Annotated in this window: 19 protein-coding genes; 9 read left to right on the top strand and 10 right to left on the bottom strand. The window is 65.4% G+C overall.

Translation table 11 applies throughout. The features are described from left to right. Positions 1-423 precede the first annotated feature (423 nt). On the bottom strand, positions 424-2,466 hold the full coding sequence (locus tag VGQ94_02320) for a S9 family peptidase (protein HEV2021338.1): 2,043 nt from the start codon (positions 2,464-2,466) through the stop codon (positions 424-426). Positions 2,467-2,787: 321 nt separating this feature from the next. Here VGQ94_02320 and VGQ94_02315 point away from each other — a divergent pair, with 321 nt between their 5' ends. Further along, positions 2,788-3,606, top strand: coding sequence for a hypothetical protein (locus VGQ94_02315; protein ID HEV2021337.1), 819 nt, complete (start codon positions 2,788-2,790; stop codon positions 3,604-3,606). Positions 3,607-3,709: 103 nt separating this feature from the next. Here VGQ94_02315 and VGQ94_02310 read toward each other — a convergent pair whose 3' ends face one another. Beyond that, a complete protein-coding gene (locus VGQ94_02310; GenBank protein ID HEV2021336.1) occupies positions 3,710-4,300 on the bottom strand; it encodes an HNH endonuclease in 591 nt (196 codons plus the stop codon). Continuing rightward, positions 4,297-5,109 (bottom strand): ComF family protein, encoded by an 813-nt coding sequence (locus tag VGQ94_02305; protein HEV2021335.1) that lies wholly within the window; start codon positions 5,107-5,109, stop codon positions 4,297-4,299. Before VGQ94_02305 ends, VGQ94_02310 begins: the two co-directional genes overlap by 4 nt. Before the next feature lie 445 nt (positions 5,110-5,554). On the opposite strand from VGQ94_02305, the gene VGQ94_02300 reads away from it, so the two are divergent. From VGQ94_02300 to VGQ94_02270, 7 genes are all read left to right on the top strand, one after another. Continuing rightward, positions 5,555-7,795 (top strand): oligopeptide transporter, OPT family, encoded by a 2,241-nt coding sequence (locus tag VGQ94_02300; protein ID HEV2021334.1) that lies wholly within the window; start codon positions 5,555-5,557, stop codon positions 7,793-7,795. A 157-nt stretch (positions 7,796-7,952) separates the two neighbouring features. Continuing rightward, on the top strand, positions 7,953-8,669 hold the full coding sequence (locus tag VGQ94_02295) for a YggS family pyridoxal phosphate-dependent enzyme (GenBank protein ID HEV2021333.1): 717 nt from the start codon (positions 7,953-7,955) through the stop codon (positions 8,667-8,669). A 49-nt stretch (positions 8,670-8,718) separates the two neighbouring features. After that, positions 8,719-9,015 carry a DUF167 domain-containing protein gene (locus VGQ94_02290; GenBank protein HEV2021332.1) on the top strand — a complete coding sequence of 99 codons (297 nt, stop codon included), beginning with the start codon at positions 8,719-8,721 and terminating at the stop codon, positions 9,013-9,015. 98 nt (positions 9,016-9,113) lie between these two features. Further along, positions 9,114-10,535: an MFS transporter gene (locus VGQ94_02285; protein HEV2021331.1), complete on the top strand. Its 1,422-nt coding sequence runs from the start codon at positions 9,114-9,116 to the stop codon at positions 10,533-10,535. A gap of 67 nt (positions 10,536-10,602) precedes the next feature. Further along, the gene (locus VGQ94_02280; protein HEV2021330.1) at positions 10,603-11,766 is read left to right on the top strand and encodes a Xaa-Pro peptidase family protein; all 1,164 of its coding nucleotides are present in this window, start codon (positions 10,603-10,605) and stop codon (positions 11,764-11,766) included. A 112-nt stretch (positions 11,767-11,878) separates the two neighbouring features. Beyond that, on the top strand, positions 11,879-12,304 hold the full coding sequence (locus tag VGQ94_02275; GenBank protein ID HEV2021329.1) for a DUF6677 family protein: 426 nt from the start codon (positions 11,879-11,881) through the stop codon (positions 12,302-12,304). Further along, positions 12,301-12,483 (top strand): hypothetical protein, encoded by a 183-nt coding sequence (locus VGQ94_02270; protein ID HEV2021328.1) that lies wholly within the window; start codon positions 12,301-12,303, stop codon positions 12,481-12,483. The genes VGQ94_02275 and VGQ94_02270 overlap by 4 nt, the downstream gene beginning before the upstream one ends. Positions 12,484-12,879: 396 nt before the next feature. On the opposite strand, the gene VGQ94_02265 is transcribed toward VGQ94_02270, so the two are convergent. The 7 genes from VGQ94_02265 to rimP all read right to left on the bottom strand — a co-directional run bounded on the left by VGQ94_02265 (position 12,880) and on the right by rimP (position 22,431). After that, positions 12,880-13,836, bottom strand: coding sequence for a GNAT family N-acetyltransferase (locus VGQ94_02265; GenBank protein ID HEV2021327.1), 957 nt, complete (start codon positions 13,834-13,836; stop codon positions 12,880-12,882). A gap of 388 nt (positions 13,837-14,224) precedes the next feature. Next, positions 14,225-15,829 (bottom strand): glycosyltransferase family 39 protein, encoded by a 1,605-nt coding sequence (locus tag VGQ94_02260; GenBank protein HEV2021326.1) that lies wholly within the window; start codon positions 15,827-15,829, stop codon positions 14,225-14,227. A gap of 309 nt (positions 15,830-16,138) precedes the next feature. After that, positions 16,139-16,522, bottom strand: coding sequence for a 30S ribosome-binding factor RbfA (rbfA, locus tag VGQ94_02255; protein ID HEV2021325.1), 384 nt, complete (start codon positions 16,520-16,522; stop codon positions 16,139-16,141). A gap of 226 nt (positions 16,523-16,748) precedes the next feature. After that, positions 16,749-17,036 (bottom strand): DUF503 domain-containing protein, encoded by a 288-nt coding sequence (locus VGQ94_02250; protein ID HEV2021324.1) that lies wholly within the window; start codon positions 17,034-17,036, stop codon positions 16,749-16,751. Positions 17,037-17,093: 57 nt separating this feature from the next. After that, complete coding sequence (gene infB / locus VGQ94_02245; protein HEV2021323.1) at positions 17,094-19,841, bottom strand: translation initiation factor IF-2; 2,748 nt, start codon at positions 19,839-19,841, stop codon at positions 17,094-17,096. Positions 19,842-19,959: 118 nt separating this feature from the next. Next, entirely contained in the window at positions 19,960-21,678 is a 1,719-nt protein-coding gene (nusA, locus tag VGQ94_02240; protein HEV2021322.1) for a transcription termination factor NusA, read from the bottom strand. 162 nt (positions 21,679-21,840) lie between these two features. Further along, the gene (rimP, locus tag VGQ94_02235) at positions 21,841-22,431 is read right to left on the bottom strand and encodes a ribosome maturation factor RimP (protein HEV2021321.1); all 591 of its coding nucleotides are present in this window, start codon (positions 22,429-22,431) and stop codon (positions 21,841-21,843) included. A gap of 240 nt (positions 22,432-22,671) precedes the next feature. Between rimP and guaB the strand changes: the two genes are divergently transcribed. Beyond that, positions 22,672-24,183 (top strand): IMP dehydrogenase, encoded by a 1,512-nt coding sequence (gene guaB, locus VGQ94_02230; protein ID HEV2021320.1) that lies wholly within the window; start codon positions 22,672-22,674, stop codon positions 24,181-24,183. Positions 24,184-24,241 lie beyond the last annotated feature (58 nt).

Genomic DNA, 24,241 nt, shown 5'->3' with positions numbered 1-24,241 from the left:
CCTGTGTTTGCTGGACTTTCCTCCCTGAAATTCTCTCCAGGGGGGAAGGGGGATAATATTCATCGACTTCCGCTTTGGCAAGCGGAAATTCAGAAGCTGTCATCCTGAGCGAACTGCGAGCCCTCGCGAGCAATGAGTCGAAGTTGAGCCGGCTTGCCGGCGTCCGAGCCGGCAGGCGAAGTCCTGAGCGAGGCCGGAGCGCATGCGTCGGCCGAGTCGAAGGATCCCTACGCCGACCGCAGCATAGAAAGGCCAATCAGGGCATCTTCCCGTGCCGCAGCCCTGTCATCCTGAGCCCGCTGGGCGGGCGAAGGACCTTGCGTTTGACTTTGCCGCCCTCCCGCCGCCCCAGCCCCGCAATTCCACAGTTCGGAAATGAAAAAGGCGCGCCGTTCGGCGCGCCCATTCTGCAATCAGCAATCTTCAATCTGCCTTTTTCAGATACCCATCCACCCACTCATTGACCGTCTTGTACCAGAGCCGCGAGTTCTGCGGCTTCAGCACCCAGTGGCCCTCGTCGGGAAAGTAGAGCATCTTCGACGGCACGCCCCGCCGCTGCAGCGTGGTGAAAAGTTGCAGGCCCTCGGAGAGGTCCACGCGGAGGTCCTTCTGCCCGTGGACCACCAGCATGGGCGTCTTGAAGTTCCGCGCATAAACGTGCGGCGACCACTTGCGGTACGCCAGCGGATTCGTCCACGGAGTCCCGCGGAACTCCCATTCGGGGAACCACAGCTCCTCGGTCGTGCCCCAGAACGACTCCAGGTTGTAGGTCCCGTCGTGCGACACCAGGCACTGGAAGCGCGTGGTGTGCCCCTCGATCCAATCGATCATGTAGCCGCCGTAACTCGCGCCCAGCGCACACTCCCGCGTCTTGTCCAGGAAGGGATACTTGCGCTCGGCGTAGTCCAGGCCGAGCATCAGGTCTTGATAGACGCGCCCGCCCCAGTCGCCGTTAATGTCGTCAATGAACTTCTGACCGTAGCCGGTCGAGCCCCGCGGATTGATCATGACGACCACATAACCGCTGGCGGCGAACAACTGCGGGTTCCAGCGGAAGCTCCACGAATCTCCCCAGGCCCCCTGCGGCCCGCCGTGAATGATGAACTTCACCGGATACTTCTTCGCCGCATCGAAATCCGGCGGCTTGACCAGAAAGCCCTGGACTTTCTTGTTCTCCGCGCCCGTGAACCAGAAAGATTCAAGCGGCGAGGTGTGCACCTGCGCGAAGACGGCGTCGTTCATGTGCGTGAGCGCGACCGCGCCGCATTTGCCGTGCCCGCACGCGATCACATAGATCTCGTTCGGATACTCCACCGACATTCCGGTGGCCAGGGTCTCGGAATGCTGCGTGATGGCAAGGTCGTCATAGTGGCCGCGAATCACCAGCTCGATCTTCCCATCCTTCAGTCCGACCGAATAAATCGGCTGCTCGCCCTTGTCCTCGGCCACAAATGCCAACCCGGCTGACTCCGGCCCCCAGGCGAACGTCCCCACCCACCCGTCGAAGCTCTCCGTCAGGTTCGTGATCTTGCTGGTCGCGCGCTCGTAGAGCATCAGCCGGAAGCGATCACTCTCGTAGCCCGGCCGCACCTGCGCCAGGTAGGCGATCCACTTCCCGTCGGGCGAATACTGCGGCGAGGAATCGCTGGCTTTGTTGCTGGTGATCTGCTTCGGCGTCCCTCCGCTCACGGGAATAATGAACAGGTCGTTGTTGGTGCTGGTGGCCCCGACCGGCTCGTGATTTGAGCTGAAGCAGATCTCCTGTCCGTCGGGTGAGAAGGCATAGCCATCCGGCCCGCCGAGGGAGAACGGAGGCGCGTCGTAGTCGCCCGGCGTCAAGTCGCGCGGGACGCCGCCCTCGGCCGACGCCACGAACAGATGGCTGCGCTTGCCCTCCGAGTACCCGGTCCAATGCCGGTAGAGCAGCCGCGTGAACATCAGCGCCTTTACCTTGGATTTCGACTTCTCCTCATCGCGCGCCTTGTTGCAGGCATCGTCCGCGCAGTCGGGATAGACCTCTGAGACGAACAGGATGTTCTTCCCATCCGGCGACCACAGCGCGCCATCGGCTCCAGTGGAGAGGCTGGTGATCTGCCGCCCGCCGGGCAGCGCGTTGCCCGTGGCGGCGTCGAAGTCGAGGACGTGCACCTGCTCGTCCATGATGTAGAGGAAGTGCTTGCCGTCCGGCGACCAGCGCGGCCGCTGTTCTCCCTTGCCCTTGGTGATCTGCCGCGCCCCGCCGCCCTGGAGCGCCACCATCCAAAGGTGCGGCGTGCGTGTGTTCTCCTCCAGGTTGACGTCCACGGCGGTGAACGCCACCCACTTGCCATCGGGCGAAGGCACAGGCTCGCCCACGCGTTTCAGCGCCATCATGTCCTCGAAGGTGAACGGACGCTTCGCTTGCGCGTGGAGACCGGCAGCAGCGATAAGAAGAGCAACAACGATGACCGAAGTGCGGCGGAACATAGGCGCCTCCAGAAAGAACGCCAGTCTACCCGATTCGCGCAGCCGCGGCGACAGTCGCCCCCCTGTTGAGACTGTCATCCTGAGCGAGGCCCGAGCGCATGCGATGGGCCGAGTCGAAGGACCCCTACCCCTACAACGGACCATCGGGGACCGTCATCCTGTCTTGCCGAGCGAAGCGAGCCCTGAGCGAAGTCGAAGGGGAGGGAGGGCTCCCGCGCGCTTTCTTCAGCGCGGGAAACCCGAGTCGAAGGACCTTGGGGTTGCATTTTGCATTCTGCTGGCTGCAACCTGTTCTGGCCATTAGCATCTAAAATGGTTGCCATGCCCACAGCCCGAAGTCTCCTGACCCTCGCCGCACTGTTCCTCTGCACCCTGGCCGCCGCCCAGGAAGGCCGGTTGGACCCTTCGCCGCCCAAGGGCATCACCTCCGACGAGATCATCCAGAAGTTTGCCGCCCGGGAAAAGGACTTCAAGATCGCCCGCGACGCCTACACCTACCGCCAGGACTTCACCGTGCAGACTCTGGACGGCGGCAGGGTGGATGGCGAGCTGCGCCAGGTCGTGGACATCCTCTTTGACGACAAGGGGAAGCGCATGGAGAACGTGGTCTTCGCCCCTCAGCCCTCGCTCACCCGCTTGGGCATGACCCGGGAGGATTTCGACGACCTGGAGCATCGCCTGCCCTTCGTCCTCACCTCCGACGAGATCGGCGACTACAACATCCTCTACGTCGGCCAGCAGCAGGAGGACGACCTCCACACCTACGTCTTCGACATCTCGCCCAGGACCATCGAGAAGAATCGGCGCTACTTCGAGGGCCGCATCTGGGTGGATGACCGCGACTTTCAGATCGTCAAGACCGAAGGCAAGAACGTCCCCGACTACCACAAGGGCCAGGAGAACCTCTTTCCCAAGTTCGTCACCTATCGCGAGCAGGTGGACGGCCGCTACTGGTTCCCCACCTACACCCGCACCGACGACACGCTCCACTTCAAGAACGGCGACATCCGCATCCGCATCATCGTGAAGTACTCCGCCTACAAGCGCTTCGGCGCCAAGACCCGCATCACCTACGAAGGCAAGGAGCTCCCCAAGGGCGAGCAGGAAAATAAGGACCAGCAGCCAGAACCGCCCAAGTAGATTGAGTCATTGGGCCATTGAGTCATCGCGTCATTTCTTCGCCTACGCCGGAGCGCACCACTACCGGGTCTTCAATGGCTCAATGACCCAATGACCCGATGACTCAGTAGAAGAGATACTTCCGCCACTTCGCGTCCGAGCGCCCGATCATGCGCATGATGTGGCGGCTGGTATGGAGGGTGAAGGCGCGGGGCTCGCGCAGCAACCGCATCCCCGCCTCGTGCGCCAGCTGGTTGCCCTTCTGCCGGTTGCAGGGATGGCAGCAGGCCACCAGGTTCTCCCAGGTGGAGAGCCCGCCCCGCGACCGCGGCACTACGTGGTCGAGCGTCAACTCGCCCGAAGGCATCACGTTACCGCAGTACTGGCAGGCGTTGCGGTCGCGCAGCAGGATGTTCTTGCGCGAGAGCGCGCGCGTCTGGTGCGGGATGCGCCGGTACTCCAGCAACCGGATCACCGAGGGCAGGCGCATGGTGAAGCGGGCCGCGTGCAGGTGGTGCCCGTTCTCCTCTTCGGTCATGGCTACGCCCTTCAGCACCAGCACCACCGCTCGCCGCGCCGCGCAGATGTTGATGGGCTCGTACGACGCGTTCAGCACCAGCACAGGCGTGTGCATGGGATTGAAGCCGTTGCCCCCGCCGTTCGAATGAACGCCCGGCTTCCCCGCAGGCTTCGGATTGTGTGCCTGGCTCCTCATGCCTCTGCTCTGACCCTGATCGCCGCAGCGGACTCTTCGGACGCTGCTCCTGGCGTCTCGCGCTTCAGTACGCGCGCTGCCGTCGCCACGTAGATCTCGGCCGCGCCCGCCCGGCGCAGCACCCGCGCGCACTCGGAAACGGTCGTGCCGGTGGTGTAAACGTCATCCACCAGAACAATCTCGCGCCCGGCAATCTGCTCCGGCCGGGCTGCGACGAACGCTCCCCGCAGGTTCGCGCGCCGCTGATGCCTCGTCAGCCCAGTCTGCGACCGGGTCTCGCGAGTGCGCCGGAGCGCGCTCGTGTTAAGCTCCATCGCGCGCCCGCCGCGGCGGGTCCAGTGTTTCAGCGCCGCCCGCACAATCTCTTCCGCCTGATTGAATCCGCGCTGCCGCTCCCGCCCCACGGAGAGCGGCACAGGAACCATCAGCGGCGCCTTCTCGGTTGAGGTGAACTTCAGCCCCGCCATCGCCTCCGCCAGCATTCGTCCCAGGACGCCGCCGGCAGGCCGCACGCGCTCGTACTTCAGCAGATGGATCAGCCCGCGCAGCGCCCCGTCATAGCTTCCATAGGAGACGGCCTTGACGAACGGCATGCGCGCGCGCTGGCACAGTCCACAGCGCAACTCATCGCCGGCCGCTGGCGCAGCCGCCACCAGCTCACCACACACCGCGCACGTCGGGGCTTCGATCCGTTGGATGCTTCGAACACACGCGGAGCACACCGGCAGCCGCGAGACTTCGGTCAGCGCAGCGCCGCACAATCGGCAGTCGGAGGGGAAGAGGGTGGCGAACAGGCTTTGCGCTGCCACCTCGAAGAGCGAAACCAGTGGACTACGTCGTCGAACGTCGTGAATCCCGGCCCGAGTTACGCTGCTACTGCTGAAGACGGTCCTCCCGCCTGCCCCGGATCCTGCGTCCCCGGCGGGAACGCAAGCGGGACATTGCTTTTTGAGTATACCGGGCTGCCAGCAGACGGTGCAATCCGCCGGCTATCCAGGCCTGCGTGGCGGCGGGCGCCCTCGCCCGCGTCAACCCAGCCCCGCAGGGGCGACTGAAAGTAGCCCGGTACGTCAGTGCCGGGAACGCCAGCGCGATTAAGGAATTGTCATCCCGAGCGGAGCGCGACGGAGGCCGTCCCGCGGGACGGCCGGACGAAGCGCGCAGTCGAGGGATCTCGGGTTCGCATTTTGCCTTTTGCATTTTGCATTTCCGCGTGCTACTTTCGCCGCTGAGTACCCTTCCCCAGGAGGCCTCGTGGCCGAAAGCGAAGAGTCCGCGGAAACCTCGTTCCAGCCCTACGTTCCCGCCGGGGACACCCGCGCGGAGTTCACCTTCCGCGCCGTCTTCCTGGGCGCCCTCTTCGGACTGCTCTTCGGCGCGGTCACCGTGTACGTCGGCCTGCGCGCCGGCCTCACCGTCGCCGCCTCCATCCCCATCGCTGTGCTTTCCATCAGCATCCTGCGCGCCTTCGGCAAGTCCACCATCCTGGAGAACAACATCGTCCAGACCACCGGCTCGGCCGGGGAATCCATCGCCGGCGGCGTCATCTTCACCCTGCCCGCGCTCATCTTCCTGGGATTCCCGCTGGAGTACTCGCGCATCTTCCTGCTCACGCTCATCGGGGGATGGCTGGGCGTCTTCTTCATGATCCCGCTGCGCCGCCAGCTCATCGTCAAGGAGCACGCCAACCTCCTCTACCCTGAGGGCACCGCCTGCGCCGACGTGCTCATCGCCGGCGACCGTGGCGGCAGCTTCGCCAGCCGCGTCTTCTGGGGACTCGGCCTGGGCTCTCTCTACACCTTCTTTCAGAACGAGAACATGTTTGCCGCCTGGCCCTCCACCCCCACCTACAACTTCGGCTTCCTCGCCGACGCCAAGACGGGCAAGGCCGTCACCCAGGGCTGGTTCTCGGGCGCCTCCATCCGCGCCAACACCACCGCCGAGTATCTGGGTGTGGGCTACATCATCGGACCGCGCATCGCCGGCGTGATCTTCGCCGGCGGGGTCTTCGCCTGGCTGGTGGTCATGCCCGCCATCAAGTTCTTCGGGGGCAATCTCACCGCGCCCCTCTACCCCGGCCCCAAGCTCATCGCGGACATGGCGCCCGACGAGCTCTGGCGCTACTACATCCGCCCCATGGGCGCCGGCGCTGTCGCCGCCGCAGGCCTGATCACGCTGCTCAAAACGATCCCTACCATCGTCGCGGCCCTGCGGGCCGGCGCCAGTGACCTCATCAAGGGCGCCGCTGCCGCCGCTGCGCGTCGCCGCACCGATGACGACCTCCCCATGAAGTGGGCCATCCTCGGTGCGGTCGCCGTCCTCATCATGATGTGGATCATGCTCACCGCCATGCCCGTGCCCGGCGCCCATACCTCCTGGTATGCCAACCTCGCCGCTGCCGTCTTTGTGGTCATTTTCGGATTCCTCTTTGTCACCGTCTCTTCGCGCATCACCGGCCTGATCGGCACTTCGTCGAACCCTATCTCCGGCATGGCCATCGCCACGTTGATGGCGACCTGCGCGGTTTTCCTGGTTCTGCACTGGACGGCCGCCGCCTTCGGCGCGCTCGCCATCACCATCGGCGGCGTGGTTTGCATCGCATCGGCCAACGCCGGCAATACTTCCCAGGACTTGAAGACCGGATTCCTCGTCGGCGCCACCCCGCGCAAGCAGCAACTGGCGCTGCTCATCGGCGTGATGGTCTCGGTGTTTGCCATCGGGCTCACGCTCATGGGCATGAACAAGGGCCTGGAGACTTACCGCCCCTTCAGCCCGCAGAAGTTCGACCTCGCCAACCTGCCCCAAGGCGTCGAGATCCAGAAGGTGGAGCTGCCCGCCAGCATCCGCGTCACCGACGAAAAGGGAACCCTCGTCACGACCGTTGCCGGCTCCCAGTACCAGGTGCTGAACGCCATCGGCTCGCGCGAACTGGCCGACGGCAAGTACCTCTACAACCCGCAGACCGGGCAGATCGAAGTCCAGTGGATCCAGGGCATCGGCTCGGAGCGCGCCGCCGCTCCCCAGGCCCGCCTCATGGCCACCGTCATCAGCGGCATCCTCAACCAACGCCTGCCCTGGGGACTGGTGTTGCTCGGCGTCTTCCTGGTCATCGGGGTGGAACTGCTCGGCATTCGTTCGCTCTCCTTCGCCGTCGGCTTCTACATCCCCATCGCCACCACCCTGGCCATCTTCACCGGCGGCCTGGTGCGCTGGCTGGCCGAGCGCGGCGTCAAGAAGGTGGAAGAGAGCGACGTCTCGCCCGGCTCGCTCTTCGCCAGCGGCCTCATCGCCGCCGGCGGCATCGTCGGACTGCTGGGCATCGGTGTAAAACTGATGGAAACCCAAGGGTGGATCCGCGAAGGCGCGGTCGCCTGGGGCGTGAAGATTCCCTTCCTGGCTACCAACAGCTGGCTCGCTGTGGCCACCTTCGTCCTGCTGGCGACTTCGCTGCTACACTTCGCCCGCAAGCCCCTGGAGACCGAATCCAAGAAGTAGCTGTCATCCTGAGCTCGCCCGCCGGGCAGGCGAGCGAAGGACCTTGCGTTTGATTTTGACTTTGACTTTGACTTTGCCTCTTTCCCTTTTCCCTTTGCCCTTTGCCGTTTTTCCTTTTCCTCTCCGTGTCTCCCTGTCTCCGTGGTGAAATAGCACTGTGGCCACCATCGCCGAGAACCTCGCCGCCCTCCGCGCCCGCATTGAAGCTGCCGCCCACCGCGCCGGGCGCTCGTCTTCGGAGGTCGAGCTGATGGGCGTCACCAAGCAGGTCGAGCCTCGCCGCATCCGCGAGGCCTACGACACCGGCCTGCGCCGGTTCGGCGAGAACCGCGTTCAGGAGTTCGCCGAAAAAGTGAACCTGCTGCGCGACCTGGCGGAGGCGAAGTTCCACCTCATCGGCCACCTCCAGACCAACAAGGCCGCCCGCGCCGCCGAACTCTTCGCCGGCGTGGATTCGCTCGACTCGCTGCGCCTGGCGGAGAAACTGAATTCCGCCGCCGCTACACTCGGGAAGAAGTTCCCGGTGCTGATCGAGGTCAACCTCGCCGCCGAGACCGCCAAGAGCGGCGTGACGGCGAATTCGCCCGAGTTCGAGGAACTCCTCGCCGCCGCGCCTCGCCTCGCCGCGCTCGAGTTCCGCGGCCTGATGGCAATTCCGCCCCACACCGACGACCCCGAGGGTGCCCGCCCCTACTTCCGCCGTCTGCGCGAGCTCCGCCACCGCATCGCCGCGCGTGATCTCCCCGGCATCGCTATGCAAACACTCTCCATCGGCATGTCCCACGACTTCGAAGTCGCCATCGAGGAGGGCTCCACCTGCGTCCGCCTCGGCACCGCCATCTTTGGAGACCGCCACAAGAAGCCCGCTGCATGATTCCGAGCTCCCGATCCTCTCCGTGTCTCCGTGACTCCGTGGTGAGCCAATGATTCCGGTAAACGACACCACCGCCGGTGCCACCTTCGCCGTCCGCGTCCACCCGCGCGCCCGCAAGAACGCCATCACCGGTGTGCTGGGCGATGCCTTCAAGCTCTCCCTCACCGCCCCGCCCACCGAGGGCCGCGCCAACGACGCTTGCATCGAGTTCCTAGCCGAGGTTTTGCGCCTCCCGCGTTCCTCCGTTACCATAGCCGCCGGCCATACCAGCCGGAACAAAGTGGTGCGCGTTTCGGGATTCTCCGCCTCTGCGATTGCGGAGCGGATTGCCGCCGCGCTGCCGTGAATTGTCGTTCCGAGGAGCCCGCCGCGGCGGGCGACGAGGAACCTGCTTTTCGCCGACTCGCAACTTGATCCTCGCAACTCGGTACTCAGGAGAACCGCTTGAGCTTCTCGGAACGTCTCAACGACATCCGCACCGGCTTTGAGCGTCCCTTCTGGGTCGCCAATCTCACCGAGATCTTCGAGCGCCTCTCTTACTACGGCGCCTTTGCTTCGCTCGCCCTCTATTTACAGGAGAAGCTGAATTTCTCCACCGAGCAGACCGGGACACTCACCGGCCTATTCGGCGGCATGGTCTGGTTCCTGGCCATCTTCGGGGGCGCGATCGCCGACCGCCTAGGCTTCCGCCGCGCCCTCTCCATGGCCTACCTCATTTTGGCCGCCGCCTACTTCCTCATCGGCTCCATCGGCGCGCCCTGGCTGGCGCCCGTGCGCAACGCCGTGCCGCTGGGCCTGTTCGTGGGATTCATCCTCATCCTGCCCGCGCTGGGCGTCTCCATGGTGAAACCCTGCGTGGTCGGCACCACGGCGCGCGCTTCCAAGGAGAACGTGCGCTCCATCGGATTTTCCATCTACTACACCATGGTGAACATCGGCGGCGCCGCCGGCCCCTACGTCGCCTCCTGGGCCCATCGCCATCTGGGCGTGGAGAACGTCTATCGTGTCGCCGCGCTCAGCGTCTTCCTCATGTTCTTCGTGGTGCTGTTCTTCTTTCGCGAGCCGCGCAAAGTCGGCGACGCGCCTCCACCCTCCATCGCCGAGGTGGCGCGCAACTTCTGCGTCGTCGTGGGCAAGGCCCGCCTGGTCCTGCCCGTGCTGGGGATCGCCCTCCTGCTCCGCGTGATCTCGTTCTTTCCCGGCTTGGAGTGGTTCATCGTTCCCTGGTGGATCTGGCTGGGACTAGGCGTGCTGGTGCTCGCCGGCATCAGCCGCTTCATGTGGTTTCTGCTCATCTTTACCGGGTACTGGATCGTCTTCTGGCAGCAGTACATCAGCTTGCCGGGCTACATCCACGCCTACATCAACCCCAAGGCCGACGTCGAGCTTATCCTCATCACCGACGGCCTGGCCGTCATCTGCCTTACCCTCGCGATGAGTTTTCTGACCCGCAAGATTCCGGCGTTCCAGGCCATCATCCTGGGCACCGTGATCACCTCTCTCGCCTGGCTCATCCTCACGCTGCGCCCGACGATCTGGGGCGCAGTCCTCTCGCTCTTCGTGCTCGCGCTCGGCGAGATCATCCAGGCGCCCCGCTACTACGACTACATCTCCCGCCTCGCCCCCGAAGGCCAGCAGGGCACCTACATGGGCTTCGCCTTCCTGCCCATCGGCATCGGCTCGCTGCTTGGCGGATGGATGGGCGGAAAGGTCTTCCAGCACTTTGGCGAAGTCGGACACGAACCGGCGCATGCCTGGTGGGTCATCACCGGCGTAGGACTAGTGACCGCGCTGTTGCTCTGGATCTACGACCGCGTTGTGCTGCCCGGCCGCCCCTTGCCCGCCACCACTCCCGGCGTGCCCTGATAGACCGCGGCGAGGCCGGCGCCCTGTGCGCCTCCGCGTCCTCTGTGGTTAAATGAATGTTTACCCTATGGACCTCTCCGCCATCCAAGCCGCGCTCCGCCAGCAGAAGTTCGACGCCTGGCTCTTCTACGACCACCATCACCGCGACCTCATCGCCTACCACGTGCTGGGGCTGCCGGAGACGCAGATGGTCACCCGCCGCTGGTTCTATCTGATCCCGGCCCAGGGCGAGCCCTCGAAGCTGATGCATCGCATCGAGCCCCATCATCTGGATTCGCTCCCCGGCTCTCAGCACCTGTACTCGGCCTGGCAGGAGCTTTGGGACGGGCTCAAGCAGATGCTCGCCCCCTACACCCGCATCGCCATGCAGTACTCGCCCAACAATCTGGTCCCCTACCTCGGCCTGGTGGACGCCGGCACGGTCGAGCTCATCCGCAGCTTCGGCAAGGAGATCGTGAGTTCAGGCGACCTGGTCTCGCAGTTCGAAGCCGCGTGGACGGAGGCGCAGATCAAGACTCACTTCGCCGCCGGCGAGATCGTGGACCGCATCACCGAAGCGGCCTTCCAGGAGATCGGACGCCGCGTGCGCAAGGGCGGCACCCATGAGTTCGAGATCCAGCAGTGGATCATGGAAGCCTTCGCCCGCGAGAAGCTGGTCACCGAAGACGCTCCCATCGTGGGCGTGAACGCCAACAGCGGCGACCCGCACTACGAGCCCACCGCGGCGCGCACCGCTCCCATCCGCGAAGGCGACTTCGTGCTGCTCGACATCTGGGCCAAGCAGGCGGTGCCCGACGCCGTTTTCTACGACATTACCTGGGTCGGCAGCGTGGGCGCGCCCAGCGCGCGCCACCAGGAGATCTTCAAGATCGTGCGCGACGCCCGCGATGCCGGCATCCACGCCGTCCAATCCGCCATTTCCGCCGGCCAGAAGCTCGCCGGCTGGCAGGTGGACAAGGCCACCCGCGATACCATCGTCGCCGCCGGCTACGGCCAGTACTTCACGCATCGCACCGGCCACTCTATCGGCGTCACCGTGCACGGCAACGGCGCCAACATGGACGGTCTCGAGACCAAGGACGAGCGCCAGATCATTCCCAACACCTGCTTCTCCATCGAACCCGGCATCTACCTGCCGGAGTTCGGCGTGCGCAGCGAGATCAACATGCTGGTGCGCTCCGGCGCCGCCGAAGTCACGGGCCGCGTCCAGCGCGACCTTGTTGTCATCTGAGGATCGTGTGGCGCAGCCGCGAAGCGGCGGGAGAATGTACAGCCCACGGCGTAAGCCGTGGGTAGAATCAAGGTTATGATGTTTCAGCCCGCTTTAGCGGGCGACAGAAGAGATGGCTGAAACTGCTGGGCACGCCAATACCGCGAACCCCGAAGAGAAGCACTATCCGCTGACTCTGATGGCAGTGGTGACGCCGCTCGTCGGCTGGCTGGTCCCCGGCGGCGGACACTTCCTGCAAAAGCGCTGGGGACGCGGCATTCTGCTCGCGGCCTCCGTCACTTGCATGTTTGTGATGGGCCTGCTGATGCAGGGCAAGGTGTACTCGGCCAACTTCGGCGACATCCTGGACGTGCTGGGCTTCGTCGGCGACCTGGGCGCTGGTGGCCTTTACCTGTTGACCCGCGCCTTCGACTGGGGCCACGGCTCCATCAACCTGGCCACCGCCGACTACGGCACCAAGTTCATCATCGTCGCCGGGCTGCTCAACGTCATCTCCGCGGTGGACGCCTACGACATCGCCATCGGGAAGAAATCATGACCCTCGAACTCTCCCACTTCTCCGCCGCCCTGGTCTTCTCCCTCTTCGCTTCCGTCGTCTTCGGCATCACCCAGAAGGACACCCGGCCGGAGATGATCCGCTACGGCGTCCGCTGCTTCTTCACCTTTGTCGTGGGAGTCCTGGCCGCCGGCTGGTTCATGTACCTGCTGCGCCGCTGACGCCGACTCTGCCGCTGACTCCGGCGGACCTCCACCCAAGGTAGCCCTGTCATCCTGAGCCCGCGTTAGCGAGCGAAGGACCTTGCGTTTGACTTTGACTGTCATCCTGAGCGAGGCCGGAGTCCGCCGAGGCGGACGACGGCCGAGTCGAAGGCCCCCTACATCGCCCGCACCGTAGAAACGCCCGTCAGGTCATCTCCCTGCGCAGCGGCCCTGTCATCCTGAGCCCGCTGTAGCGGGCGAAGGACCTTGCGTTTGACTTTGACTGTCATCCTGAGCGAGGCCGGAGCGCACGCGACGGCCGAGTCGAAGTTGAGCCGCCTTGCCGGCGTCTGAGCCGGCAGGCGAAATCCTGAGCGTAGCGAAGGAGCTAGGTTTTCCCTTTTCCCCTTCCCATCACCCTTCCCACACGAACGCGTCGAACACCTTCGCCTGCTCGAACTTCAGCCGCCGGTAGAGCTCGACGGCGCGCTTGTTTGCTTCCGTGACGGTAAGCGAGAGCGTCTGGAAGCCGCGGCTCTCCAGGTTCGCCGCCGAGGCGGCGACCAGCGCCTCCCCCGTCCCCACGCCGCGGTGCTCGGGGACGACGCACACCTGGGTCACGTGCCCCACGCCCTCCTTCACCCGCGAGCACAGGATCAGCCCCACCGCGCTCTTCGACGGCTTGTGCACGGCCACCCGCGACGACCCAGGATCGAACACGCCGCATCCGGGGAAGCGCACGATGTTGTTCAGGAAGCGCAGCGAGCCGCTCATGGTGCGGTACTGGTCGTTGATGTCCGCATCCACGTGGTCGCGATAGGCGGCAATGATCACCGCGGCCGCGCCGTGAAAGTCCGCATCCGCCCACGGCCGGATCTCGATCTCCGCCGCCTTGGGCCGCCCCGGGCTGGCCCAGTCCCTCGCCTTGCTCAGCGCCAGATTCATGAACAGCCGCGGATGGCGCAGGAATCCTCCCTGCGTGAAGGGACGCGCCAGCGATCCGGCGGGATGCGGCAGCAGTTGCGCCTCGATGCGATGGATGCCAGGGGAGTTCTGTAGGGTTTCGATCACGTGGCCCAGCAGCCGCTCGCCTAGGGACTCTCCGCCACCGTTCTCCTCCGCTCGGGGGCGCACGAACAGGTCGCCGATGATCCCCTTGCTGCCCTCGTAAACGAAGAAGGTGTAGCCCGCGAGGCTTCCCTGCTCCACCGCCGCGTAGCCTGGCAGGATGCGCGCATCCAGGTAGCGCAGGATCATCTCCGCCGAGGGCCCGTAGTCCCAGTCGAGTTCCTTCGACCACACCGCGCTCTCCTCCTCCATGAGCGGACGGAGGTCGGCGGACCGGAAGTGTCTTAGGTCGAGGATCTCCACTGCCGGAGGCTCCCTGAGGGCCGGCTCAGCCCGGCCCATCCTGCGAGATGAAGGTGACGTGGCGGCCTTAGGTCGCAAACGCCGAGTCTAGACGAGCCCTGCCGCAACGCGCAAAGCCCCGCCGCCAGTCAGCACCACGAACGTCAACCCTCCCACCGCCTGTGTGGCACGGGCGTCCTCGCCCGTGCGGCCCCCCATGGATGCCGGAGCGATTGTCATCCTGAGCCAGGCCGCCGAGCGAAGGATCTTGCGTTTGCCTTTCGCCTGTCATCCTGAGCGAGCCACGGTTTCCGCGGAGCGGAGACCGCGGCGAGTCGAAGGACCCCTACCCCCGCCCATCCTCTACGAGCGCTCTAGGGAATTCTCACTTTGCATTTTGTATTGGAGCTCAATGCCCCATCTGCGATACCCAAAAATACTCCAGCCTCCGCGCCGGGAACCCGCCCACGCGCGACACCCTTCTCCCCGGCACCATCCGCTCCAACTTAGCGCGCGCGCCCTCGGGAGCAATCACCATGTGATCGGCGGCGGGAATCTCCCCGCGCTCATACCGCCGGATGACCTGGTTACGATAGAAAGCCAGGCCGTACTCCACATCTCGCGGGGCCTCGAACACCGCCAGCTCTCCCGGCTTCGACTCCAGCGCGACAATCTCCGCCGCCAGCGGCCGGGCAGAGTACTTCATATCCATGGCCGGCGCCGCCACTCGCAGGATGAACGCCACCAGGACGATCACCGGCGCCAGGGTGACGAAGCGCGCCATCGCCAGTCCTTTGCGCCGCAGCGTGGCCAGCATGGCAAAGAACGTGAGCAGCGCGACGCTAGCCGCGATCAGCCACGCTTGTGCCGTGATGCTCTCCACCCCGCCCAACACGTGGGCCGGAAGCAGCAACCCCGCCAGCACGATCACCGCCACCCAGGCACAATGCAGGACCACCAGCGCCAGCGACCCGCGCTCCTCGCGCCGCCGGTGTAGATAGTCGGCGGTCAGCAGCGTCCACGCCGGCATGGAGGGCAGGATGTACCCTGGCAGCTTCGCGCCCGAGAGGGAGAAGAACACGATGGGCACCACGGCCCACACCGTCAGGAAGACCAGGAAGCTGTTCTCCGCCTCCTGCGGATTGCTCAACCGCTCGCGCCAGCGACGCACCGCGTCCACGAAGGCGGCGCCCGCCAGCACCGTCCACGGCGCCAAGCCCAGCAGCAATACCGGCAGGTAGTACCAGAAGGGCTGGGGATGGCGGAACATGTTGCTGGTGTAGCGCTCCAGGTTGTGCTCCACGAAGAAGACACGGAAGAAGTCTGGATTGTCGAGATAGACGCTGATGTACCAAGGCAGCACGACGATGGCGTAGAGCAGGATGCCGGGGATCCACAGCGTCCGCAGCACCAGGCGCCAGTCGCGACGCGCCGCGGCAAGGACCACGATAATCATCCCTGCCAGTGCCGGCGCCACCGGGCCTTTGGCCAGCGTGCCGATGGCCATGAAAAAGTAGAAGTCCACCAGCCAGAACTTTCTCCCGGTCTCGTGCCAGGCAATCCATCCCAGCATGCCGACGGCGAACGGCGCGGCCAACTGGATGTCGGTCGAGGCCCCGCGGGCAAATCCGATCACCGCCGCCGCCGAGGCTGTGATCAGCGCCGCGTTCAGTTGCGCCCCGGCGCGGAAGCGCCGCATGTGGAAGTAGAGGATGGCCACCATGGCGGTGGCGAAGGTCGCCGAAGGCAGCCGCGCCACCCAGTCCTTCACTCCGAACAACTCGAAGGCCAGCATGGCCCGCCAGTAGTAGAGGACGGGCTTCTCCAGCCAGGGCTGGCCGTAGAGGATGGGGGTGGTGAACTCGTGGCGGGCGAGCATCTCGCGCGCCACCTGCGCGTAGCGCGGCTCGTCCGGGCCCACTAGGCCGAAGCTTCCCAGCCCGAAGAAGAAAAGGAAAGCGCAGAAGCCGGCGACCGTCAGCATCTCCACCCGCGCCGCTCTTCGGTCATCCATAAGCGCCTGAGTTTAGCAGGAAGCCGGCAGGCATCGCGGGACACCCAGGACTGTGTGGTGACTTTGCCTGTCATCCTGAGCGAGGCCGGAGCGCACGCGACGGCCGAGTCGAAGGACCCCTACATCGACCGCACCGTAGACACGCCAGCCAGGGAGTTCTCCCTATGCAGCAGCCCTGTCATCCTGAGTTCGCCGCGGCGAACGAAGGACCTTGCGTTTGACTTTGCCCTGGTCATCTCGAGCGAGCGCGATCGAGCCCGGAGCCCGCCGCGGCGGGCGATGGGCGAAGGAGCGCGAGTCGCGACGCCCCTACTTCTTCTTCTCCGCCCGCTTCTTCCTCTTCTCCACCCGCTTTAGCAGTTCCTCCACCCGCGCCTGGTACCCGCCCGAGCGGTCCAGCCGGAAGACCAGCTCCGGCGAACGCCGCAGCCGCAGCCGCTCCCCGATCTGGTAGCGGATGAACCCGGTCGCCGCGTTCAGCCCTTCCATGGTCTGGCGCGCTTCCTCCTCATCGCCCTCCACCGCGATCAGGACATCCACCGACTTCCCGTTGGGCGCCAGCAGCACGTCGTTCACGCTGGCCAGGCCGATGCGCGGGTCCCGCAGCTCGCCCTCCAGCAGCGCCCAGATCTCCTCCCGCAGCGCCTCGCGCAGGCGCTCCCGGTGATACTCGCGGCCACGATGCTCCGGCACGTTTTCCTTTCCCTCTTACCCATTACTTCTCTTCCTTCTTCTCTTCGCTTGTCATCCTGAGCAAGCCGCGAGCGAACGCGACGCGGCGCGTCGAAGGACCCCTACCCTCCTCCAGCACTCCCACCCGAAGCCGTCATCCTGAGCGAGGGAGGGCTCCCGCGCGACTTCTTCACCGCGCGGAAAACCCGAGTCGAAGGACCTTGGGTTTGCATTGTGCCTCTTGCATTCAGATGTAATCCACAAAGCTGTCCGTCACATCCGCCCCGCAGTTGTTGGCGATCTTCACGGCGGCGCGCTCCACGCCCTGCATCAGGCCCTCCAGATAATCGCGCGAGCCGGAAACGCCCACCACCGCCACCGTCGCCCGCTGCCACAGCGGGCCTTCGTCGATCTCCGCCACCGAGACGTTGAAGTGCTTGCGCAACCCGTCCTTAAGGCTGCGCAGCAATTGCCGCTTGTCTTTGAGGGAGTGCGCCGCTTCCAGCCGCAGCTCGAGTGTGAGATGGGCGATCACCACGGTTCCAAGGTCCCGCAGCCCGAAACTTTAAACTCTAAAGTTGAAACTGAATCCTTACGCGATTGCTTCCGCCGCGATCTTTTCCGTCACAAACACTTCCAGCACGTCGCCGACTTTGATGTCTCCGTAGTTGGCGATCCCGATTCCGCACTCCAGGCTGTTGCGCACCTCGGTGACGTCTTCCTTGAAGCGCCGCAGCGATCCGATCTTGCCCTTGAACATCACCACGTTGTCGCGCAGCAGGCGCACCTCGGAGTCCCGCTTGATGGTGCCCTCCTGCACCAGGCAGCCGGCGATGGTGCCCACTTTGGGGATGCGGAAGGTATCGCGCACCTCGGCCCGGCCCAGGAACGTCTCCTTGATGGTGGGCTCGAGCAGGCCGGACATGGCTTTCTTGATCTCGTCGTGCAGCTCGTAAATGATGGAGTGCAGCCGGATGTCCACTTTTTCCTGCGCGGCCAGCTCCTGCGCCTTGCGCTCCGGCCGCACGTTGAAGCCGACGATGATGGCGTTCGACGCCGAGGCCAGCAGCACGTCGGTCTCGGTGATGGCGCCCACTGCCGCGTGCAGGATCTTGATCTTCACCTTCTCGCCCGAAAGTTTGGAGAGCGAATCGTTCAGCACCTCCACCGATCCTTGCACGTCGCCCTTCAGGATGAGCGGCAGCTCTTTCATCCCCGCGTTCTTGATCCGCTCCGCCAGGCTCTCCAGCGACACCCGCGAGCTCTTGGCCAGCTGCAGCTCGCGCGCCTTCTGTTCGCGGTATCCCGCGATCAGCTTGGCCTTGGCGCGGTCGGCGATCACCGTGAACTGGTCGCCCGCCTGCGGCAATCCTTCCAGGCCCAGGATCTCCACCGGCGTCGAGGGCGGCGCTTCTTCGATGGCGTTGCCCCGGTCGTCGAACATGGCGCGAACTTTTCCGAAGACGTTGCCCACGATGAACGTATCGCCGCTGCGCAGCGTCCCGTTCTGTACCAGGACGGTGGCCACCGCGCCGCGCCCGCGGTCCAGCTTCGCCTCCAGCACCGCCCCGGTCGCCGGACGCTCCGGCGACGCCTTCAGCTCCTGCAGGTCCGCCACCAGGCAGACCATCTCCATCAGCAGGTTCAGGTTGGTCTTCTTCTTGGCGGAGACCTCGACGAACACCGTGGTCCCGCCCCAATCCTCTGGCACCAGTCCGCGATCGGCGAGCTGCTTCTTGACGCGCTCCGCCATCGCTTCCGGCTTGTCGACTTTGTTGACCGCCACCACCAGCGGCACCTTGGCCGCCTGCGCGTGATCGATGGCTTCGAGCGTCTGTGGCATCACGCCGTCATCCGCCGCCACCACCAGCACCACCACGTCCGTAACCTTGGCGCCGCGGGCCCGCATGCGGGTAAAGGCCTCGTGGCCCGGGGTATCCAGGAAGACGATCTCGCGCCCGAAGGCGGGAGACTTCTCGTCCGTCACCCGTACCTTGTAGGCGCCGATGTGCTGGGTGATTCCTCCGGCTTCGCCTTCGGCCACGCTGGTCAGCCGGATAGCGTCCAGCAGCGACGTCTTTCCATGGTCCACGTGCCCCATCACCGTGACCACCGGCGGCCGCGGGACCTCTCCTCCGGACTTCTCTTCGCCCGCGATCGGGCTTTCGCCCAGCGCCTGCGCTTCCTGCTCCTCGAAGGTGATCACGTTGGCGTCCGCGCCGAACTGCCGCGCCATCTCTTTGGCCAGCTCCGCGTCCAGCGTCTGGTTGATGGTGGCAAACACGCCCCGCGCCATAAGCCGCGCAATCACGTCCTTGGCGCGCACTTCGACCTTCTCCGCCAGATCTTTGACGCTGATGCCCTCAGTGATGGTGATGGTGCGGCTGATGGGCAGCGCTTCGGTGAGCGAGGCCAGCCGCGGCGGCGGGACAAAGCCCTTCATCGGGCCTTCCTTGATCCCGCGAGGAACGTAGCGTTGGCCAGGGCGTCGCGCTGGTCCGCCCGGGCGTCCCATGGGACGTCCCGCAGGCGGCGCCATTCCCCCTGGACCCACACCCATCGGCCGGCCGGTGGGGCGCGTTCCCGCGGGCGATGTCCGCGTGGGATGCATCGGACGCCGCTCGCCCGGGCGCAGCGGCAGCCGCGACGTGGGTGCCTGCGGCCGCGGGCGCTGGAAGATCGGCTGACCTGGCACCGGACGTCCCGGCACGGGCCGTCCCGGCGCCATCCGCGGAATCGGAGGAGCCCCGGCTGCTCTTGCGGGCGCCATGGGCGCCTGATAGACGGGGCGCGGCCCGGTCTGCGGCGTGATCATCCGCCTCGCTGGCGCAACCGGCATCGCCGGCGCAGCCGGAGCCGCCACATGCGCCGTCGCCGCCGGTGGAGGCGCAGGCGGACGCACCGCCGACGCAACTGCTGCCGCCGGAGCCGCGGCTGCGGGCTTGGCAACCGCGGGAGCCGCCGGCGCTACCGGCTTCACAGTTGGGGTGGCTGGCGCGACAGGTTTCGCGGCCACGGGTGCCACCGCGCGCGGCGCAACCTCCGGCGTGGTTTGCTTGGTGATGGCCTTCAGTACGTCGCCCGGCTTCGAGATCTTGGAAAGGTCGATCTTGGTCTTGATCTCGCCCGGCTCGGGGCGGGCGGCGCGGCTCTCTTTGGCGGAAGACGCAGCCTCCACCTGGGCGTGGAAGTGGCGGCGCACCTTCTCCGCTTCGCCCGGCTCGATGGAGCTGGAGTGCGTCTTCTTCTCAGTGACGCCCACCTGCTTCAGGAGGTCGAGAATCGACTTGCTCTTGACCTCCAGCTCCCGGGCCAGATCGTTGATGCGAACCTTTTCCATGCGCCCTTTGCTTCCCTCCGGAACGCCTCGGTTGGGCGTCCCTCGCAATCCCTTAGCTCATAGCAACCCCCCGTTTCTGTACGGGTCACTGCCCCGACCGATCGGGGCGATTCTGTTCTTACGACTCTTCCGAAACCTTGCCCGGCTCCTCGGAGCCCGCGGAATCTGACGAAGCCGGCGCTTCCGGCTCTGCCGCCGGCGCTGCTTCCGCCACCGCAGCATCCTGAACCGCCTCCACTTGTTCCTCAGCCGCCACCGCAGCAGCCGGAGCCGCCTTCACTTGTTCCTCAGCCGCCACCGCAGCTTCGGGAGTCGCTTCCGCTTGCTCCTTCGCCGGCGCAGCCTCTGCTGCCACAGCCTCCGGCGCTGTTTCCGTTGATTCCTGGGCCGGCGCCGCCGCTGCTTCTGCCTGGGCCGATGCCTCCGCCGTCGCTGCTTCCGCCGCCGCTTCCGCCGCAGCCGCTTCCGCTGCTGCTGCTTCCGCTACTGCAGCCTCTGCCGCAGCCACTTCTGCCTGCGCCGCCGCCTCAGCAGCCTGCGCCGCCTCGAGTTTGGCGAAGAAGTCTGTCACAGCCACGGTGATTTTTTCCACCGTCTTGGGCCCGATCCCCGGGATGGCCTCCAACTGCTCCGGCGTCATGTCGGCCAGCGCCTCCACCGTGGTCACGCCCGCGGCGGTCAGCTTCTCCATCAGCCCCCCGCTCAGGTCCTCCACTTTCTCCAGCGGCGTGGTGGGTGGTGAGACCAGCGCCGACATCTGCAGCTCCACCTCCTGCCGCTTCTCTTCCTCGCTCTTGATGTCGATCTTCCATCCCAGCAGTTTCGCCGCCAGGCGCACGTTCTGCCCCTTCTTGCCGATGGCGAGGGACAACTGCGTGTCGTCCACAATCACTTCCAGGTGCTTCTCCGCCGCATCCACGATGGAGACGCGGCTCACCTTGGCCGGCTGCAGCGCCTTCTGGGCGAAGGTCACCGGCTCCTCGTTGAACTCGATGATGTCGATCTTTTCCCCGCGCAGTTCGCGGATGATGGACTGCACCCGCATGCCCTTCATGCCCACGCACGCGCCCACACAATCCACGTCCTTGTCCTTGGACATCACCGCGATCTTGGTGCGCTCGCCCGCCTCGCGCGCGATGGCGCGGATCACCACCGTGCCGTCATAGATCTCCGGCACTTCCGTCTGGAACAGGTTCTGCACCAGCTCCGGCGCCGCCCGCGAGACGATCACTCCCGGGCCCTTGCTCGCCTTCTCCACCCGCACGATCACCGCGCGCACCCGCTCGCCCACCGCGAACGACTCCAGCCGCGACTGCTCCTTGCGCGGCATGCGCGCCTCCGTCGTTCCCAGCTCGAAGATCACGTCCGGGCCTTCCACGCGCTTCACTGCGACGTTCACGATCTCGCCCACGCGCCCGATGTACTCGTTGTAAACCGTGTCCCGCTCCGCCTCGCGCACCTTCTGGAAGATCACCTGCTTGGCCAGCTGCGCCGAGATCCGTCCCAGCCCGGACGGGCGCGACATCTCGTGCGTGGTGCGCAGGAAGCGCACCTCGCCGCCGGCTTCCACCGCGGCGTCCGTCTTGCGCGCTTCGTCCAGCGGGATCTGCAGGTTGGGGTCTTCCACCAGCTCCGGCGTCTCCACCACCGACTTCACCGCGTACACGTAGATGGCGCCGGACTCCTTGTCCAGCTCCGCCCGCAGGTTCTCCACCGACTTCAAAGACTTCCGCGTCGCCACCACCATGGCGTCTTCCACCGCGCTGACCACGATCTGGGGATCGATCCCCTTCTCGCGGCTCAGCCCCTCGATCGTCTGGTATAGCAAGCTCGCCATGGCAGTTCCCGGTTCCCAGTTCTCGGTCGTCAGTTCTCGGTTCTCAGTACTCGGTACTCAGTACTTCCCAGCTCTCGGCCTGTGTGGCGCGGGCGCCCTCGCCCGCGGCCTTTGCCTTTGACTCTTTTCCCTTTTCCCTTTGCCCTTTGCCCTTTTCCCTTCTTAGATCTCCGGCACCAAGTGCGCCCGCTCCACGTTGCTCAACTCAATCTCCACTCGTAGCGCCGGCGTCTCGCCAGCTGTCGCGCGGGCGTCCCGCCCGCGCTTCTTCTTCCCTTTTCCCTTTTCCTTTTTCTCTTCCAGGCTCAGCACCAGCCTGCCCTCGCCGAACCGCTCCAACCGACCCTCGAAGTGCCGGTTCTCATTCACCGGCTCCCGCGTCATCAGCTTCACCAGGCTGCCGACGAAGCGCTCAAAATCCGCCGGCTTCGCCAGCTTCCGGTCCAGGCCAGGCGACGACACTTCCAGCAGGTACGTCCCGCCGGGCACCGCGTCCTCGACGTCGAGGATCGTCCCCAGCTCCCGGCTGACGTTGACGCAATCCTCGTGCGTCACGCCCCCGACCGCCGGGGTCCCGTCCGCCTGCCCCGACCCGCTGCTTGAGGCCACTCCCCCACTGGGCCGGTCAATGTAGACCCGCAGCATCCGGGACCTGCCGCCGGTGCCGCGCAGCTCCACCTCCCAAATCTCCAAGCTGTAGGAGGCGGCCACCCGCGCCGCAATCCCCCGGATAGCCTCCAAATCCAACGCCATCAGTGCTCTACGTCCAATGGACCGGGGCCTGCCACCCGGCGGCCCGCAGCCTCAAATAAAAAGTGGGCTCTCGCCCACTGGTGTGTTTCGCCACATCAGTAACAACAGAAAATATACGCCCCTCAGGGGCAAAAGACAAATGGGGCCGCCGGGCCCAGCGGTAACCTCCCGACGGCGTTCGGTCGTCCGGCGGATGCTAAAATAGCCAATGGCCTACTTCCCGCTCCCGAGAAACAATCCATGATCCACTTCCCTGTCCCTGAAGCCCTGACCTTTGACGACGTGTTGCTGCTGCCCGCCCGCTCGGACGTGGTGCCGGCCACCGCCAACACCTCGACGCGCCTCTCCCGCAACATCACCCTGAACATCCCGCTGGTTTCAGCGGCCATGGACACGGTGACTGAATCCCGCCTGGCCATCGCCCTGGCCCAGCAGGGCGGCATCGGCATCATCCACCGCAACTTCTCCATCGAGCAGCAGGCCGGCGAGGTGGACAAGGTGAAGCGCTCGGAGAGCGGCATGATCGTGGACCCGGTCACCATGTCGCCCGACGACAAGATCTCCGACGCCCTCGAGGTCATGCGCAAGTACAAGATCTCCGGCGTCCCCATCACCAAGAACAAAAAGCTGGTCGGCATCCTCACCAACCGCGACCTGCGCTTCGAGACCCGCACCGACATTCCCATCAGCAAGGTCATGACCCGCGAGAACCTGATCACCGTCCCCGTGGGCACCACGCTGGAAGAGGCGGAGAAGATCCTCCACCACCACCGCGTGGAGAAGCTCCTGGTGGTGGACAAGAACTATGTCCTCAAGGGCCTGATCACGGTCAAGGACATCCAAAAGAAGCTCAAGTACCCCAACGCGGCTAAGGACGACCACGGCCGCCTGCGCGTGGCCGCCGCCATCGGGGCCACCGGCGACTTCCTGGAGCGCGCCCAGGAGATGGCCAAGTCCAAGGTGGACGTGCTGGCCATCGACAGCGCCCACGGCCACTCCTCGCGCGTCCTCGAAGCCATCAAGACCATCAAGTCCAAGCTGCCGGAGATTGACTTGATCGCCGGCAACGTGGGCACCTTCGACGGCGCCTGCGAACTCACCAAGGCGGGCGTGGACGCGCTCAAGGTCGGCATCGGCCCCGGCTCCATCTGCACCACCCGCATCGTCACCGGCGCTGGCGTGCCCCAGGTCACCGCCATCGCCGAGGCCTACCGCGCCGCCAAGGACGCGGCCGTTCCCGTCATTGCCGACGGTGGCATCAAGTTCTCCGGCGACATCACCAAGGCCCTGGCCGCCGGCGCCAGCTCCGTCATGATCGGCTCGCTGTTCGCCGGCACCGACGAGAGCCCCGGTGAGACAATCCTCTACCAGGGACGCTCCTTCAAATCCTACCGCGGCATGGGTTCGATGGCCGCCATGGGCGCGGGCTCGGCCGAGCGCTACGCCCAGACCAATGATGGCGATTCCTCCGCCGCCATCACCGAGGAGATGGAAGACGGCGACTCGAACCGCCTGCTGAAGTTCGTTCCCGAAGGCATCGAGGGTCGCGTCCCCTACAAGGGACAGCTCGCCGCCATGGTGCAGCAACTGGTGGGCGGCCTGCGCTCCGGCATGGGTTATTGCGGCTGCGCCACCATCCCTGAGCTGCAGCAGAAGGCGCGCTTCGTGCGCATCTCGGGCGCCGGCCTCCGCGAGAGCCACGTCCACGACGTCATCATCACCCGCGAGGCCCCGAATTACCGATTGGAGTAGCCGTGAAAGTCAACGGCTTCGGTTCTGAAGAATCAATTCTTTGACCGAGAACTGACTA

The organism is Terriglobales bacterium, assembly GCA_035937135.1.
Lineage (GTDB): Bacteria > Acidobacteriota > Terriglobia > Terriglobales > Acidobacteriaceae > DASYVL01.
Note: the sequence above shows the minus strand (reverse complement) of the source record. Positions and strands in the feature narration are given on the sequence as shown.

What these genes read in the sequence shown, in the direction of transcription:
- VGQ94_02320 (HEV2021338.1), bottom strand. Translation starts at nt 2,466, where the DNA reads ATGTTCCGCCGCACTTCGGTCATCGTTGTTGCTCTTCTTATCGCTGCT.
- VGQ94_02315 (HEV2021337.1), top strand. Translation starts at nt 2,788, where the DNA reads ATGCCCACAGCCCGAAGTCTCCTGACCCTCGCCGCACTGTTCCTCTGC.
- VGQ94_02310 (HEV2021336.1), bottom strand. Translation starts at nt 4,300, where the DNA reads ATGAGGAGCCAGGCACACAATCCGAAGCCTGCGGGGAAGCCGGGCGTT.
- VGQ94_02290 (HEV2021332.1), top strand. Translation starts at nt 8,719, where the DNA reads ATGATTCCGGTAAACGACACCACCGCCGGTGCCACCTTCGCCGTCCGC.
- VGQ94_02280 (HEV2021330.1), top strand. Translation starts at nt 10,603, where the DNA reads ATGGACCTCTCCGCCATCCAAGCCGCGCTCCGCCAGCAGAAGTTCGAC.
- VGQ94_02275 (HEV2021329.1), top strand. Translation starts at nt 11,879, where the DNA reads ATGGCTGAAACTGCTGGGCACGCCAATACCGCGAACCCCGAAGAGAAG.
- VGQ94_02270 (HEV2021328.1), top strand. Translation starts at nt 12,301, where the DNA reads ATGACCCTCGAACTCTCCCACTTCTCCGCCGCCCTGGTCTTCTCCCTC.
- VGQ94_02260 (HEV2021326.1), bottom strand. Translation starts at nt 15,829, where the DNA reads ATGGATGACCGAAGAGCGGCGCGGGTGGAGATGCTGACGGTCGCCGGC.
- infB (HEV2021323.1), bottom strand. Translation starts at nt 19,841, where the DNA reads ATGGAAAAGGTTCGCATCAACGATCTGGCCCGGGAGCTGGAGGTCAAG.
- nusA (HEV2021322.1), bottom strand. Translation starts at nt 21,678, where the DNA reads ATGGCGAGCTTGCTATACCAGACGATCGAGGGGCTGAGCCGCGAGAAG.
- rimP (HEV2021321.1), bottom strand. Translation starts at nt 22,431, where the DNA reads ATGGCGTTGGATTTGGAGGCTATCCGGGGGATTGCGGCGCGGGTGGCC.
- guaB (HEV2021320.1), top strand. Translation starts at nt 22,672, where the DNA reads ATGATCCACTTCCCTGTCCCTGAAGCCCTGACCTTTGACGACGTGTTG.